Origin of the sequence: Streptomyces sp. NBC_01788, from assembly GCF_035917575.1 — a bacterium.
Classification (GTDB): Bacteria; Actinomycetota; Actinomycetes; order Streptomycetales; family Streptomycetaceae; genus Streptomyces.
Genome location: NZ_CP109090.1, coordinates 8,153,726 through 8,167,086, shown reverse-complemented (window position 1 = coordinate 8,167,086; position 13,361 = coordinate 8,153,726). Strand labels below are relative to the sequence as shown.

The window sequence follows — 13,361 nt, the reverse complement described above, 5'->3', positions numbered from 1 at the left end:
CGCGGTCAGGGGCAGCACCTTCGGTGCGGCATCGCCCGATGATGGATGACATGCTGGGCACGAGCCCGCGAGGGCTGTGACCTTGGTCGCCGGGCACCTCAGTCTCTGACCCGGACTGTGCACCGCGCGATACGAGGTGAGCGTGCTGTTGGCGCAGGACGCTCAAGCAATGGGGTTCGCCGTGATCTGACCGGCGAACCCCATTGCTTTTACTTGGAGCACGGCGGAGTCTCCGCACGGCACGCCCGCTCCGGAGTGCTTCAAGATGGAGCTCCAGTGTCGTCACGGTGGCAGTCAGCTTCTTGGAGGAGTTCGGTGCCGTTGCCTGCCCTCACCGGGTTCTGTCAGCGCCCACAGCGCTGTCGGCTGCCTCGCGCAAGTCCTATACGTCGTCGAAGCTGGGCTGACTCCATGGCTGGTCGGGGGGTGGACCTTGGGCACCGAGAAGCTGGGTGATCTTCTCGGCTTCCTCACTTGAGAGATCTGAGAGCAGACGTGTCGTCGTACCGAGGAGGGCGTCCAGCGGCACCTGGGTACGTGCGCCGCGGGCGCTGGCGATTCCGGTGCCGAACAGGCACTGGAGAGTCTCGCCGGAGGGGATGCGGGCTTCGGCCTCGATGACTCCCTCGGCCTGTCCCAGCGCGTCACTGATGCCGTCGAGTCGGGCGTCGTGGGAGATGTCGTCACCGGGGCCTCCGTATCCGACGTGACGGTCCGTCACGACCATACGAAGAGAAGTCAGCGGAATGCCGAAGCGGTCGGCCCTGTTCCTCACCTCGTCGAGGAGGGGCAGGTCGTGCTCCTGTCCCTGCGGGAGCTGGCGCCGGGACTGGGCAACCAGCACATGGAAACGCGGGGTCTGAAGGATCAGCTGTCCGGCCTTCACCGCCCAGCGCCACGGGCTGATGTCCGCGTCTGCCGCGCCGGGCACGATCATGCAGACGCGGCTGGTCCAGAGCCGGATCGCCTCACGCATCAGGTGCTGAAGGTTGCCTGTGCCGGCGGCCGGGGTGCGCAGCAGGATGGAAAGGCTGATCATGCGGACGACCCGGTCCCAGAATGCGGCGTCGGCGATGTCTTCGGATTCCAGCAGGTACATCAGGGCCGTCTCGTCGAGATGGCCGACGCCTCGCTGGGGTGCGGGGAAGCTGGCGAGTGTGGATCCGCCGCCCTGCCAGAGCGCTGCGAGGAAGGTTGACATCCGGTCGGCGACGTCGGTGGTCATCCGTGCGGTGAGGGCGTCGACGGCCTCGCGGGTGGGAACGCGTTCCCCCGCGCGGGCGGCCTCGGCTCCCTGGACGACCGTGTTCAGGAACTCCTCGGTCGCCGCTTTGTCGAGGGTGCCGCGGCCGCCTTCGAGGACGGAGCGGGACACCAGATGGGGGATGCCAGGAGCGTCGTCGGCCGGCTGGAGTGCGCCGAGCGCGGAGGCGTCGAGGAGCAGCGCGGTGCTGCTGCCGGGAAGCGGGGGAAGATCCCCTTGTTGCCGGGCAGTGGGCAGTTGACCGAGAGCGAGAAGCACCGGCCGGTCCGCGCGGGGAAGGCGGTGGAGGTCGTCCTCGAGTTCGCGCTGGTCCGATGTGGTGCGCAGGTAGATGAACCGGCGCGGTGTGCGGGGTCTGCTGGGCCATTCGAGGACCATGTCGGGGACATGGGTGTGGTTGAAGAACTCGGTTTTGGTGACGGTGGCGCCGGGGTCCATGCGGCGCAGGTGCCGGGCGACGATGTCTTTGACCCGGGTGAACATCATCCGGTCGTCGGGCTCGTCCATGGCCTGGGAGATCGACTGTTCGACGATGTTCACCACGAGCCCTCTCTGCGGGTGAGTTCGGCGGCGACGATGGCTGCCCAGTCCTTGAGCGGCAGGAGGGTTTCCTGCTTGTCCGAGAGCACGATCAGCCACAGGCGTGCGGCGACCGACTGGGCGAGTTCGCTGTCCAGGAGTTCTCGGGCTTCCTCGGTGTCGCTGGTGCCGAAGACGCGGCTGCTGTGCTGCAGGACCGCGGCTTCCACCTGGCCGGGTGAGTTGAGGGTGGACCAGGAGTTCGCGCGGAAGGGTGCCCAGGTGATCCACATGAAGTGATCGCTGAGGTGGTGCTGGGCCTGGGCGGCTACGTAGCACTTGGCGAGGAACTCGTCGAACTGGGTTCCCTGGTCGCTGGGTTGCGCGTAGTTCTTGACCTCCGCGCAGAACATGTCGTTCTGGTAGGGGTCGCCCCGCATGGCGCCCCCCAGATCGAAGGAGAACGTCCGGCCTCCGTACGGCCAGGACAGAGTGAGCCGGCGACCGCAGGACTCCGAGTCCGTGTTCGCGTACGCGCCGAAGATACGCATCGTGCCCTCGAGCCACTGCTTGGCTCTGCGGGCTCCCGAGAAGCCCTTCACCTGAGCATCTTCGCCAACCACCACAGGCGTAGCTTAGTGCGATCGGATCATCACGGTGCGCTCGAATGGCTGAATCCCCGGCACGCCCACGCCTGCTGGCTCCAGGAAAGAGAGACCCACGGCCTGGGGAAGTAAGCAGACGGCGGGCTGGGGACCGGACGGTTACTGCGAACACGCCCGCCCGGATCGGCGAACACGAGACCGTGGTGGAGTGACCCATCATCCCGGCCTCCTGCGGACCGCTCCCCTGCAGGGAGAGACCACCTCGTCGCTGATCTGCCGCATCGCAAGCCGCTACGGGATGGAAGCGAAGGTGTTGCGGTCGTACTGGCAGTGGCGCAACTACCCGCCGGGGCACGACGGCGGGGGCGCGCGGGCCGGCGCCGAGGTGCTGCTGAACGCAGCCGGACGGCATCTCCTGGCAGGCCTGTGCGGCGTCGAAGAAGACATGCTGGCGCGGGCGTTGCCGTCCTGGGGACAGGAGGACGCCAAGCTGTCGGCCGGAAGGAACGGGGTGCCGGCGGCGGCCTGGCGGACCGGGGGCGCGGTCGCCGGGCCGGTCGCCTTCGGCTGCCGCCTGTGTGCGGCCCGGCGTACGGGGATGGCCGTGCGGGTGGTGCGGTACACGCCGCGATGGGAGCGGGTGTGTGTCCGGCACGGGCGGTGGCTCCTGGACGCGGACGCCGACCAGCCTCTTGAGCATCTGGACGTACGGGATCTGCCGGAGGTGGCCGCGGCGCAGCGGCGGTGGGCCAAGGTGGCGCGGCGGGCAGCACGGACGGGGGCCGAGCCGGAGAGGGTGTTCGCTCTGGCGCACGCGGTGGTCGCCCGGTGGTGGGAGCAGGCCCTGCACTGGGAGCGCGAGGCGATCTGGCCGCAGCGGCTGCACCAGGTGGCGGGCGGCAACGCCGGAACAGAGCTGGAGCGGTGGCGGATCGTGGGCCGGGACGCCGTCGTCTTCCCCGAAGTGGTGGCCGTCGCCGACGCACTGCTGGACCCGGTCATGGCCGAGCTGGTGTGGAGGGACAGCGGGGCCGGGCGACCGCGACCGCTGCCCGCCGACGGGTCGCTCTGCCGCCGGCTGGGCGAGCGGGTCGGGCGGAGGTGGCTGGGGCCGCTGGCCGCCACCGACTACGGCGGCCCGCTGACCTCGTGGATGGGCGCGGTCATCCGGATCCGCCGCGGCGCCGGAGGCCCGCCCGGCTACGGCAACGATCCGTGGTGGCTGAGGCAGGAGCACCAGCCCCTCACCATGGCCGGACAGCTGCGTGTCCTGTCCAAGGAACGCAGCGCGCCCGGCTCGGGCACCACGTGGCGCTCTGCGGTGCCGGCCGAGCAGCGGGCGCTGATCACCAGCCTGCTCAACGACGCCGAAGAGCAGCTGACCCAGCTGCGCGGCGCCCAGTACGGCAAGACCGCCGACGCTGCGCAGCAGTTGCTGGGCAACCTCGGCCATGCCGCCACACTGATCGAGCAGGCCGTACGGGAGACCGCAGCAGGAGCACTCACGGCCGGGATGGCACTGGAGGATCTGGCACGCTGGGCCCGCCTGCCGGCCGATGTCCTCGCCGAAGCACTCGCCGACCACCACAACGAGCAGCAGGCAAAAGGGCGGTGAGCATGCATCAGGAAGCTGGCAGGCGTGCACGGGCCGTCGTCCGCCGGGGCGGTACCTCATCGCCCGGCACTCGTGATCAAAATCCGTGAAGCCGCCCGCCAAACAGGCACAACGGGCTTGACTGGGGCGCGTGGGCAGCAAGAACACAGCGGCCGCATCGGGCGGCCACTCACAGCACATGCAGACGGATACCGGATCCGAGTGGGAGACGGTCTTCGTCGACCCCATCGGGCAGGTGGTGCAGCAGCGGTGGGCGGACGCGGTCCTCGCGGTGGCCTTCGAGGAGCTGGAGCCGGTGTCGGCGTTCCCGGTGGTGCCAGGGCGGCGGTGGGGGCCCGGCCAGTGGTGGTCGGCCACGACCGGCCGGCATGTGGCCTGCGGGTCCGCCGCGATGCGGGCGCAGCTGATGGTGCTGGACCGCGATCCTGAGGTGGTCGGCCTGGCCGGGCGGCCGGTCCGTCTGCTGTGGCGGGACGCGCGCGGCCAGGTGCGCTCGTGGGTACCGCAGCTCTTCGCCCGCCACCGCGACGGCACCGCTGTGCTGGCCGACTGTCCCAGCCATCCGGAGGCCGGCGGTGACCGGGCCCGGAAGGCAGCGAAGGTCCTTGAGGCGGCGTGCGCGCAGGCCGGCTGGAGCTACCGGCGCCTTGAGCCGCTGGAGAAGACCCTGACAGCGAACCTGAAATGGCTGGCCGGCTACCGCCACCCCCGCAACGCCGGCCGTCCCCGTCTCGCGGCCGCCGTCCGTGAGGCGTTCGCACAGCCGCGGCCGCTGATCGAGGGCGCCGAAGCGGCGGGCGACCCGATCGAAGTCCTGCCCGTCGTCTTCCACTCCCTATGGCACGGAAAGCTGACGACAGACCTGGAGACGCCGCTGCACGAGCGGGTCCTCGTCAGCACCGGCGCCGACGGTGCGAACGGCCGCGGCGGCCCGGGCAGCGGGGATGGACGATGAGCGTGCGGCGTGGCGGGCGGCCGGTGCTGCAGGTGGGAGCGCACGTCCGTTTTCGTGACCGCGTCTGGCAGGTCATCGCTGTGGCGGGGCAGCAGGTCCACCTAGCCGGCGAGACAGGCGAAGACGAGACGGTCGTGGCCGGGCATCTGTTCGCCGACCCGTCCTTCTCCATCGTGGGCGCCGAGATGCCCCAGGCCGTGACGCAGTGGGGTCTGTTCGAAACCGCGCCCGAGGAGGCGCGGCGCAAGGCGCTGGCCTGGCAGCGGCACATCCGCGAGGTGGAGTCCGGCCTGCCCGGCGGGACGGACAGCGGCGGGGTGCCCCGGGCCGAGTACGATCCCGACCGGTTCACGCTCGCGCAGCGCGAGGAGGCCAAGGCCGTGGAGCTGACCGCGATCGGCTTCGGACCTGTCTCCCGGACCACGGTGCAGCGCATGCGCCTGGCCTACCGCAAGCAGGGCCTGTGGGGGCTGGTCGACCACCGCACCACCCGCCGGCCCGTGCCTACCGGGCGCACCGACGAACGCGTCATCGCCGCCATCGAGGAAGCTCTGTGCCGCCAGCGCGGCCGCTCCAAAGGCACCGTCAAGGGCCTGATGCCCCTGGTCGCGCAGATCCTTACCGACCGGCACGGCCGCGGCACGGTGCCCATGCCTTCCCAGGCCACCTTCTACCGGCTCGTCCACCAGCTCGCCGGTCCCGCCGAACACCCCCACCGCCCCGCCCGCACTCTGCCCTCCCCGGCCGGCAGGCGGGCGTTCACTCCGACCGTGGCGCTGCGGCCCGGCGAGCAGGTGCAGGTCGACACCACTCGGCTGGACGTCCTGGCCGTCTTCGACGACGGCACCACCGGCCGGCCCGAACTCACGATCGCCGTCGACGTCGCCACCCGCGCCATCCTCGCCGCCGTCCTGCGCCCGGCCGGCACCAAGGCCGTGGATGCGGCCCTGCTGCTTGCGGAGATGGCCGTCCCGCACCCAGCCCGCCCCACCTGGCCCGACGCCCTGCGCCTCGCCCACACCCAACTCCCCCACCTGAAAAGGCTGATGAGCCTGGACGAACGCCTTCAGGGCGCCGCCGCCCGGCCGGTCGTGGTGCCCGAGACGATCGTCGTGGATCGGGGCAAGATCTACCTGTCCACGGCGTTCAGCGCCGCCTGCGAAACTCTCGGCATCAGCGTCCAGCCCACCCCGCCCCACGCCCCCGCCGCCAAAGGCATCGTCGAGCGCACCTTCGGCACCATCAACGCCCTGCTGTGCCAGCACCTGCCCGGCTACACCGGCTCCGACGTCACCCGCCGCGGACCGGATGCCGAAACCGAGGCCTGTTTCAGCGTCGCCCAGCTACAGGACCTGCTGGACGAATGGCTGATCCACTACCACCACCGCCCCCACGAAGGCCTGCGCCACCCCACCCTGCCCAAGAAGGCCCTCACCCCGAACCAGATGTGGGCCGCGCTGGTCGCCGTCGCCGGCCACGTACCCCTCCCCCTCAGCGGCAGCGACTACCTCGAACTGCTGCCGGTGCGCTGGCAGGCCATCACCGAACGCGGCATCCGCATCGACCACCGCACCTACGACCACGATGTCCTCGCCCCTTACCGCGGCCAGCCCTCCCCCGTCACCGCGCGCGGCGGCAAATGGGAAGTCCACACCAACCCCCACGACGCCCGCCAGGTCTGGATCCGCCTGCCCGACGGACACCTGTCAGAGGGCGTTAAGTCCCGTTCCTGGTGATGTGATGTCGCCCGTTCGTGGGTGATGGGACGGTTCCATCCTCGCGTCATGTCGTGTGCATGGTGGAGTCGCGGGCATGGAACGGATGCCGTACTCAACCGACTTGTCCGACGAGCAGTGGGGGTTGATCGAGCCGCTGGTCACCGCGTGGAAGCAGGAGCGGGTGGCGCGGTCGGCGACCGGGAACCCGGGCTCCTGCGACCTGCGCGAGGTCGTGAACGCGCTGCTCTACCAGAACCGGACGGGCTGTCAGTGGCGGCTCCTGCCGCACGACCTCCCGGCCTGGTCGGCGGTGTTCTACTACTTCACCCTGTGGCGCCAGGACGGACTTGACCAGCGGATCCAGGAGATCCTGCGCTGCCAGGTGCGGGAGCGGTCCAGACGATTAGAGGACCCGTCCTCGTGATCATCGACACCCAGTCCGTCCGCGTGGCGGCCGGGGTGCCGAAGAAAACGACGGGACTGGACGCGAACAAAAAGACGCCTGGCCGCAAGCGTGGGCTCGCCGTGGACGTCATGGGCCTGATCATCGGCGTGGTGGTCCTGGCCGCGAGCGCGCACGACAACGAGGCCGGCATCGCCCTGCTGGACCAGGCGGCCGAACGATGCGGGATGCGCCTGGAGAAAGTCCTGGTCGACCAGGGCTTCAAGGACGCCGTGATCATCCACGGGGCGGTGAAGGACATCACCGTCGAGGTGGTCCGACGCAACCCCGACGACGCAGGCAAGGGCTTCGTCCCGCAACCGAAGCGGTGGGTGGTCGAGCAGGTCAACGGCACCCTCATGCTGCACCGGCGCCTCGCCCGCGACTACGACCACCGGCCCGACAACGCGGCCTCCCGCGTCTACTGGGCTGCCACCGCCGGCATGCTCCGCCGCCTCACCACCCCTACCCCCGCCTGGCGCGACGACGTGGAGCTGGCCGCGTGAACGTCTGCGAACTCCTGCGGCTGCTGCAGACCGAACACGATGAGACCGCCGCACGAGCCGACAACCTGCGCGAGCAGATCGAGCGGCTCACCACCGCCCTCACCGAGGTCGAGGCCCGCCTGGCCGAGCTCGCCGCCACCCGCAAGGTCATCGATGGCCTCGCCCCTCCCGACCACGCAACGGCCCCCGCGGAGACCGCCACCGCCACCGTCTACCAGCGCATCGCGACTGCCTTCAACGAGCACCCCGAGAAGGTGTTCCGCGTCCGCGATCTGCACGAGCACCTCGGCCTGCCCACCGACGAGCCCTCGATCAACGTCACCCGCTCCCGCCTGGGACGACTCGTCCGTCAGGGACTCCTCGAACAACCCGGACGCGGCCGCTACCGGAAACGGACTTAACGCCCTCTCAGAACCCTTGGCACCCACGCCGGCCGCCCAGCGATTCGCGGGCTTTGTTGAGAACGCCAACGCGCCTACCGAGGCGGCGGAGGCCATGCGGGACGCGAGCATGACGCTCATGCCCGAGACGGAGGGCGCTGGCCTCTTTGTCGCGACTGCCCGCAAGGCAAACCCGGTCGCGGCCCTGTGCTACGGACTTGGCGCACAGCGATCGGCGTTGCTCCCCGGCTGGTTTGGGGACTTTCTGCTGTCCGCCGGGGAGGTTCGGACCGCCCTGCCCCGGGCCGAGGAAGCCCTTCTCCTCTCCAGCACACAGCGAAGCGCGGCCCTCACTCGGATCACCGCCTGGATGACCGCGATGGGTGACGCCCCCGATTTCGATGCGGTGGGACTCATCGAGGTGCCGCTGCGGATTATTCGGCACGCCGCAGAGACCGGATCCGGCGCTGCTGCGTTCAGCCGCTGGTACTGACCTCGGTTTCCTGCCGTTCAGAAGCAGGCGCTCACGGACTGCTGAGAATGCGCCGCCGAAGGAGGTCGAGGTTCGCGCGGCCATAGCCCATGCGTTTGAGGAGCTTGGCCCTGGTGACCTGGCCTTCGACCTGGCCGGAGCTCCATCGGGTCGAGAGCGCGGCGGTCACCGCATCCAGGTCCCGCTTCATGCCGTTGATCAGGGAGTGCAGGGCGGACAGGTCGTCGGCCAGGACGCGCTCCATCCAGGCGGGCAGTTGGTCGCCCCGCAGCTCGCGCATCATGGTGGCGAAGTCGCGGACGTGGTGGGTGACGGCATCGAGCTCGGGGCAGCCGGCCCGTATCTCCTTGAGGTCGGTGGCATCATCGGCTGTCAGGTTCCCGGGGTCGGTCATGATCCAGCGGACGATGCGACGGAGCCGTGGAGCCGGGCGGGGCACGGGTGGCGCGGCGGTGGCGGCCTTGAACGGGCGGAGGTACCGGCGGACAGTCTGGATGCTTCCGACGAAGCCCAGGGCGGCGATCTCCTGGTGGAGCTGGGCACTGTTGTGACAGCCCTCGTTCCATCGCTGGTGGAGGTGGGGCTTGTACTCGTCCAGGATGGTGGAGCGGTTCGTCGCTTTGACCAGCAGCTCGTCGAGACTGGTGGCGCGGGCGAAGCGGCGCACGGTGGACCGGTCCAGCTGCAGTGTCCGGCAGATGCCTTCCAGCGTGCGGCCGCGTCCAGGAGCTGTCGCACGGCGGTGTAGCGTTCCCGGGTCCGGGTCACCAGGCGGCGTTCGCGTCCGCAGACGTCGAGCATCGCGGCAGCCGGTGGCGGTGGCGTTTGCCAGATGTCGTCGCTGGTCGGCGGGGCGGCCGGTTCGGTGTCTCGAACGCGGTCCGGGCGCAGGCGTGGTGGGCGGCGACGGTCTTTTCGACGGCCTCGCCGAGGTTGTGCCACAAATGCCAGGCGTCGGCGACCTGCTGAGCCTGCGGGGCGCCGCTGCGGGCACCCTCCGCGTAGGCCCCGGCCCGGTCCCGGCAAATGATCTCCACTTCCGGGTGGCTCTTCAGCCAGGCGGCCAGTGGTTCGGCATTCCGGCCGGGCAGCACGTCTACCGGGCGCCGTCTCTCCAGGTCCACCAGGATGGTGGCGTACGAGTCGCCCTTGCGTAGGGCGAAATCGTCGACTCCGAGCACACGGATCTTTCCGACGGGTTCTTCCGGCGTGGCGCGGACCAGCCGTAACAGGGTGTCCTTGGCGACGCGCAGGCCCAGCACCCCGGCCAGGCGGGCTCCCGCCCGGCCGGCCAGCGCGAGAGCGATCGAGGTCAACTGTTCACGCATCAGGGGCGTGTAGCGGGCATGCGGGCTCGTCAGCCCCGCAATCTGCTCGGCGAACGTCACCGCCCGGCACGCCGGGTTCGGGCACTTGAACCGCCGCACCAGCAGCTCGATCACCACAGCGGCGCCACCGACCGCGGCATCCGCGAGCCGTCGCATGTACCGGCCGTGCACCCGGCCCGACGCACTACCGCAGTGCGGGCAGTCCGCACCCGCCGAGCGGGCCCGCGCATGCATCGTGACCACCCCGGCCGCAGCCCGCTCGACCAGCTCCACCACGACACCGGCCAGGTGGGGGAACAACACCTCGAAGCCCCGCGAAGAACACGCGAGTCACGATCACAGACGCCAATGACACCGGCAGCGTCACAAGATCAGCGCCAGAGCCGAATTACGTGACCGTCCACAGCTCCACCGCAGGCACCGCCCACGCCGCCACCTGTTCCCAGGCCTACCTCCCGCTGCCCGACTCCAAGTGCACCCCCGACAGCTACAACCCGGACGTCACCCAGTCCACGATCAACTCCACGATCTGCGTGTCAGGCTGGGCTGCAACCGTGCGTCCGTCGACGTCGTAGACCAACAAGCCCAAGGCGCAGGGCCTCATCGACTACGGATACGCGGACACCAACATGTCCTCCTACGAGGAGGACCACCTGGTGCCGCTGGAGCTCGGCGGCCACCCGACCGACCCGGCCAACCTGTGGCCCGAGCCTTACTACGGCTCACCCACCGCCTACACCAAGGACGGTGTCGAGACCAAGCTGAAGAACGCCGTCTGCAAGGGGACGATGACCCTCGCGTCGGCCCGCAACGCCATCAAGACCAACTGGACCACCGCCCTCCAGGTGACCGGCATCGGCTGACGCGGGCACCCGGTCACCCGAGAACCAGTCGGCCAACAGCCGAGCAGCCGCACCTGCCAGGACCAAGCCCGGAGACCCGAGCGTCCGACCGCCACGGTCGGGCGCTCGCGCATGCAGGCCCCCTTGCCCTTGGCCCCCACCAACCCGCAGGGCCCGGGTGTCCTCGCACGCGTACCACAACCACCCCACGCCAAGGACCACGGCCCCCTCCTCCCGCCACACCAAGCAGACCGCTACCGTGCACTCCCAGACCGCCACTTCGGCGGCCAAAAGGGGAGGGAAGCATCACCATGGGGTGGATCAAGGACGCCAAAGCCGACATGATCCGGCAGGACGCAGAGCGCGCCATCAACGAGGGCCGCACCGTATTCGTCTGCCGCATCAACCAAGGCTTCATGCAGGGCAACATGTCTGGCTCGCTCTCCGGTGTCGCCGAGCAGATCGAAGCCGTCGAAGCGCTCGGCTGGCAGCTCGACCAGGCCAACTTCGCCCACGACTCTGCTGCGTAATTCGGTTACTCAGGCTGCGAGTTGGTGGCTGAGGCGGGTGAGTCTGCTGGTCCGAGGGCTGAGCGCCGTGTGGCCGGGGTTCCAGTGGGCGTCGAGTCGGATGACGTTGAGGGCAGTGGCGGAGAAGGCGTGCTGGAGGCGGACCTTGGGCAGTCCGCGGTAGCGGGCCCGGCGGAGGCCGGTGACGTCGAGGGCCTGGTTGATGGTGCCCTCGATCCCAGCGCGGAGTGTGTACTTGTCCTTCCAGGTCTTCGTGATCTGCTCAGTTCGCGCTCTGGCCAGGGTCTCGTGGAGTTCTTGCGGCCGGAGGCTGAGGATGCGGGTGCCACGCGCGGAGGTGGTGCACTCGTCCTGGACGGGGCATGCGTGGCAGTCGGTGGGGGCGAACTGGACGACGATGGCGTCGCGGCCGTGCTGCCGGACGGGGAACCAGCCGGTGCTGGTGCGGCCCTGCGGGCAGCGGGCCTGGCGGGCCTTCCAATCGATACGGAAGGCGCTCTTCTGGAAGCCGGCGTCGGCCTTGGCCTGCGGTGAGTGGTCGAGGAGGGCCGGGGTGACCATGGTGATGCCGCGGCCGGCGGCGTCGTGGATCAGGTCGGCGGACGGGTAGCCGGCGTCGAGGTAGTGCTCGCCCGGCGTGAGGTCGCGGTCGGCGAGGTTTTGCTGGACGGGCCCGGTGGCCTTGACGTCTGGGACGCTTGCCTCAGTGGTGTAGACGTCCGTGATCAGCCGCAACGGCAGCACTTCGGCTTCGGCTTCGGCTTCGGCTTCGGCTTCGGCTTCGGCTTCGGCTTCGGCTTCGGCTTCGGCTTCGGCTTCGGCTTCGGCTTCGGCTTCGGCTTCGGCTTCGGCTTCGGCTTCGGCTTCGGCTTCGGTGGGAGTGTCGCAGGTTTCGGTGAGGTGGACCTTGTAGCCGAGCCAGAACAGATCGTCGCCCTTGGCCGCCCACCGCGCATCAGGGTCGTAGGGAGAGGCCAGGCGGAGATGGCCTGGCGGGACGCCCTCCTTGTCGGCTTCCCGCTTCACGATCACCTCCCGTCCCCGCGCGTCAGTGGATACGTAGTAGGTCTGCACGAGCATCCTGCGCAGGAACGCGACCGGCTCGATCTCCCGCAGCCATCCCGGCGCCCCGGGTGCCCAGACCGCCCGGCAGAGCGCCAGCGCGTCCTGCCCGAACACCACGGCCAGCCGGTCCCGCTTCGACTTCGACGACGGCATCGTCCACCCGTTGACGCGTTCCTCGTAGCGGTGCGCGAGCTCGGGAACGTCCACCGCGTCGGCCAGCCAGCCCGGAGCCGCGACCGCAAGCGCCTCCAAGGCTGCCCGTACGCTCTCACCCGCGAGTTCGGTTCGGTTCAGGTCACGGACCGCGCTGATCACATGGGTGGAGTCGGTGCGCTGCTTGCCACCGGCCCCGACCAGGCCCTGCTCGCGGCAGACGTCCACGAGCCGGTCGAACACCACCCGCTCCATGCCGTGCTCCACGAGCCGGGTCCTGAAGCGGGACAGCACGGTCGCGTCGAAACCGGTATCGGTCAGTTCCGCGCCGATCGCGTACTTCCAGTCGATCGCGCGGACTGCCATCGCAGCGGCCTGCCGGTCGGTCAGGTTCTCCGCGAACTGCAGCACCGTGACCAGCGATAACACCGCCGGCGGCAGGCCCGGCGCTCCACGGCGTCCGAACGCCCCGGTGAACGGCTCGTCCGCGAACACCTCGCCCAGCCGATCCCGCGCCCGCATCGCCAGTGTCCCGTGAGGGAACGCCGCCCGAGCGACAGCCACGGTCTGTGCCGGGATCTCTGGCAGCCCCTTCGGCTGCAACGACATCTGCTCCACCCCCTGCGGCCCACGACGCGACCAGGACCACAGAAGCGATCATGCCGCACCCGCGACGCTCACTCAGTCGAATTACGCAGCAGAGTCGCCCACGACCACAAAGACCACACCTCAGCCTTCCTGATCTTCCGCAGGCCACGCCACCAGCCCGCCGCGACATACCAGCAGGCACCGCAGCAGACCGCGGCCCCCAGACAGCCCAGCTGGGGCGCCCGCTAGATCTCTGCCCGAACAGATCGACAAACCCGCGAGGCACCGTACGAACCGCTGCCCGCCATCTCCGCTGCAGCATCCGGCAGACCGCTACACCGCCCGATCGGCAACACAC

12 protein-coding genes and 2 pseudogenes are annotated in these 13,361 nt (G+C 69.7%); 9 read left to right on the top strand and 5 right to left on the bottom strand.

Annotated features, from left to right (window positions below; genetic code table 11):
* Positions 1–382 precede the first annotated feature (382 nt).
* Together OIE49_RS36555 and OIE49_RS36550 are read right to left on the bottom strand one after the other, a co-directional pair.
* Positions 383–1,804: a hypothetical protein gene (locus OIE49_RS36555; RefSeq protein ID WP_326806056.1), complete on the bottom strand. Its 1,422-nt coding sequence runs from the start codon at positions 1,802–1,804 to the stop codon at positions 383–385.
* Positions 1,801–2,409 (bottom strand): hypothetical protein, encoded by a 609-nt coding sequence (locus OIE49_RS36550; protein ID WP_326806055.1) that lies wholly within the window; start codon positions 2,407–2,409, stop codon positions 1,801–1,803. The genes OIE49_RS36555 and OIE49_RS36550 overlap by 4 nt, the downstream gene beginning before the upstream one ends.
* A 187-nt stretch (positions 2,410–2,596) precedes the next feature.
* On the opposite strand from OIE49_RS36550, the gene OIE49_RS36545 reads away from it, so the two are divergent.
* The 6 genes and pseudogenes from OIE49_RS36545 to OIE49_RS36520 all read left to right on the top strand — a co-directional run bounded on the left by OIE49_RS36545 (position 2,597) and on the right by OIE49_RS36520 (position 8,497).
* On the top strand, positions 2,597–4,003 hold the full coding sequence (locus OIE49_RS36545; protein ID WP_326806054.1) for a DNA-binding protein: 1,407 nt from the start codon (positions 2,597–2,599) through the stop codon (positions 4,001–4,003).
* A 178-nt stretch (positions 4,004–4,181) separates the two neighbouring features.
* Positions 4,182–4,958 carry a TnsA-like heteromeric transposase endonuclease subunit gene (locus tag OIE49_RS36540; RefSeq protein ID WP_326806053.1) on the top strand — a complete coding sequence of 259 codons (777 nt, stop codon included), beginning with the start codon at positions 4,182–4,184 and terminating at the stop codon, positions 4,956–4,958.
* Positions 4,955–6,670, top strand: a pseudogene (locus tag OIE49_RS36535) (Mu transposase C-terminal domain-containing protein); the annotation flags it as partial. The gene OIE49_RS36540 and the pseudogene OIE49_RS36535, both read left to right, overlap by 4 nt.
* Before the next feature lie 100 nt (positions 6,671–6,770).
* Positions 6,771–7,624: pseudogene (locus tag OIE49_RS36530) on the top strand (IS5 family transposase).
* On the top strand, positions 7,621–8,025 hold the full coding sequence (locus OIE49_RS36525) for a type IV toxin-antitoxin system AbiEi family antitoxin domain-containing protein (RefSeq protein WP_326800513.1): 405 nt from the start codon (positions 7,621–7,623) through the stop codon (positions 8,023–8,025). Before OIE49_RS36530 ends, OIE49_RS36525 begins: the two are co-directional and overlap by 4 nt.
* A 118-nt stretch (positions 8,026–8,143) precedes the next feature.
* Positions 8,144–8,497 carry a hypothetical protein gene (locus OIE49_RS36520; protein ID WP_326806052.1) on the top strand — a complete coding sequence of 118 codons (354 nt, stop codon included), beginning with the start codon at positions 8,144–8,146 and terminating at the stop codon, positions 8,495–8,497.
* A gap of 31 nt (positions 8,498–8,528) precedes the next feature.
* On the opposite strand, the gene OIE49_RS37290 is transcribed toward OIE49_RS36520, so the two are convergent.
* Positions 8,529–8,891, bottom strand: a complete 363-nt coding sequence (locus tag OIE49_RS37290; RefSeq protein WP_442812356.1) for an ISL3 family transposase — start codon at positions 8,889–8,891, stop codon at positions 8,529–8,531.
* 370 nt (positions 8,892–9,261) lie between these two features.
* Complete coding sequence (locus OIE49_RS36510; RefSeq protein WP_326806050.1) at positions 9,262–10,128, bottom strand: ISL3 family transposase; 867 nt, start codon at positions 10,126–10,128, stop codon at positions 9,262–9,264.
* A gap of 89 nt (positions 10,129–10,217) precedes the next feature.
* Here OIE49_RS36510 and OIE49_RS36505 point away from each other — a divergent pair, with 89 nt between their 5' ends.
* From OIE49_RS36505 to OIE49_RS36495, 3 genes are all read left to right on the top strand, one after another.
* Positions 10,218–10,400, top strand: a complete 183-nt coding sequence (locus tag OIE49_RS36505; RefSeq protein WP_326806049.1) for a hypothetical protein — start codon at positions 10,218–10,220, stop codon at positions 10,398–10,400.
* A gap of 54 nt (positions 10,401–10,454) precedes the next feature.
* The gene (locus OIE49_RS36500; RefSeq protein ID WP_326806048.1) at positions 10,455–10,688 is read left to right on the top strand and encodes a hypothetical protein; all 234 of its coding nucleotides are present in this window, start codon (positions 10,455–10,457) and stop codon (positions 10,686–10,688) included.
* A gap of 290 nt (positions 10,689–10,978) precedes the next feature.
* Positions 10,979–11,197, top strand: coding sequence for a hypothetical protein (locus OIE49_RS36495; protein ID WP_326806047.1), 219 nt, complete (start codon positions 10,979–10,981; stop codon positions 11,195–11,197).
* 9 nt (positions 11,198–11,206) lie between these two features.
* Here OIE49_RS36495 and OIE49_RS36490 read toward each other — a convergent pair whose 3' ends face one another.
* Positions 11,207–12,937 carry a transposase gene (locus OIE49_RS36490; protein WP_326806046.1) on the bottom strand — a complete coding sequence of 577 codons (1,731 nt, stop codon included), beginning with the start codon at positions 12,935–12,937 and terminating at the stop codon, positions 11,207–11,209.
* Positions 12,938–13,361 lie beyond the last annotated feature (424 nt).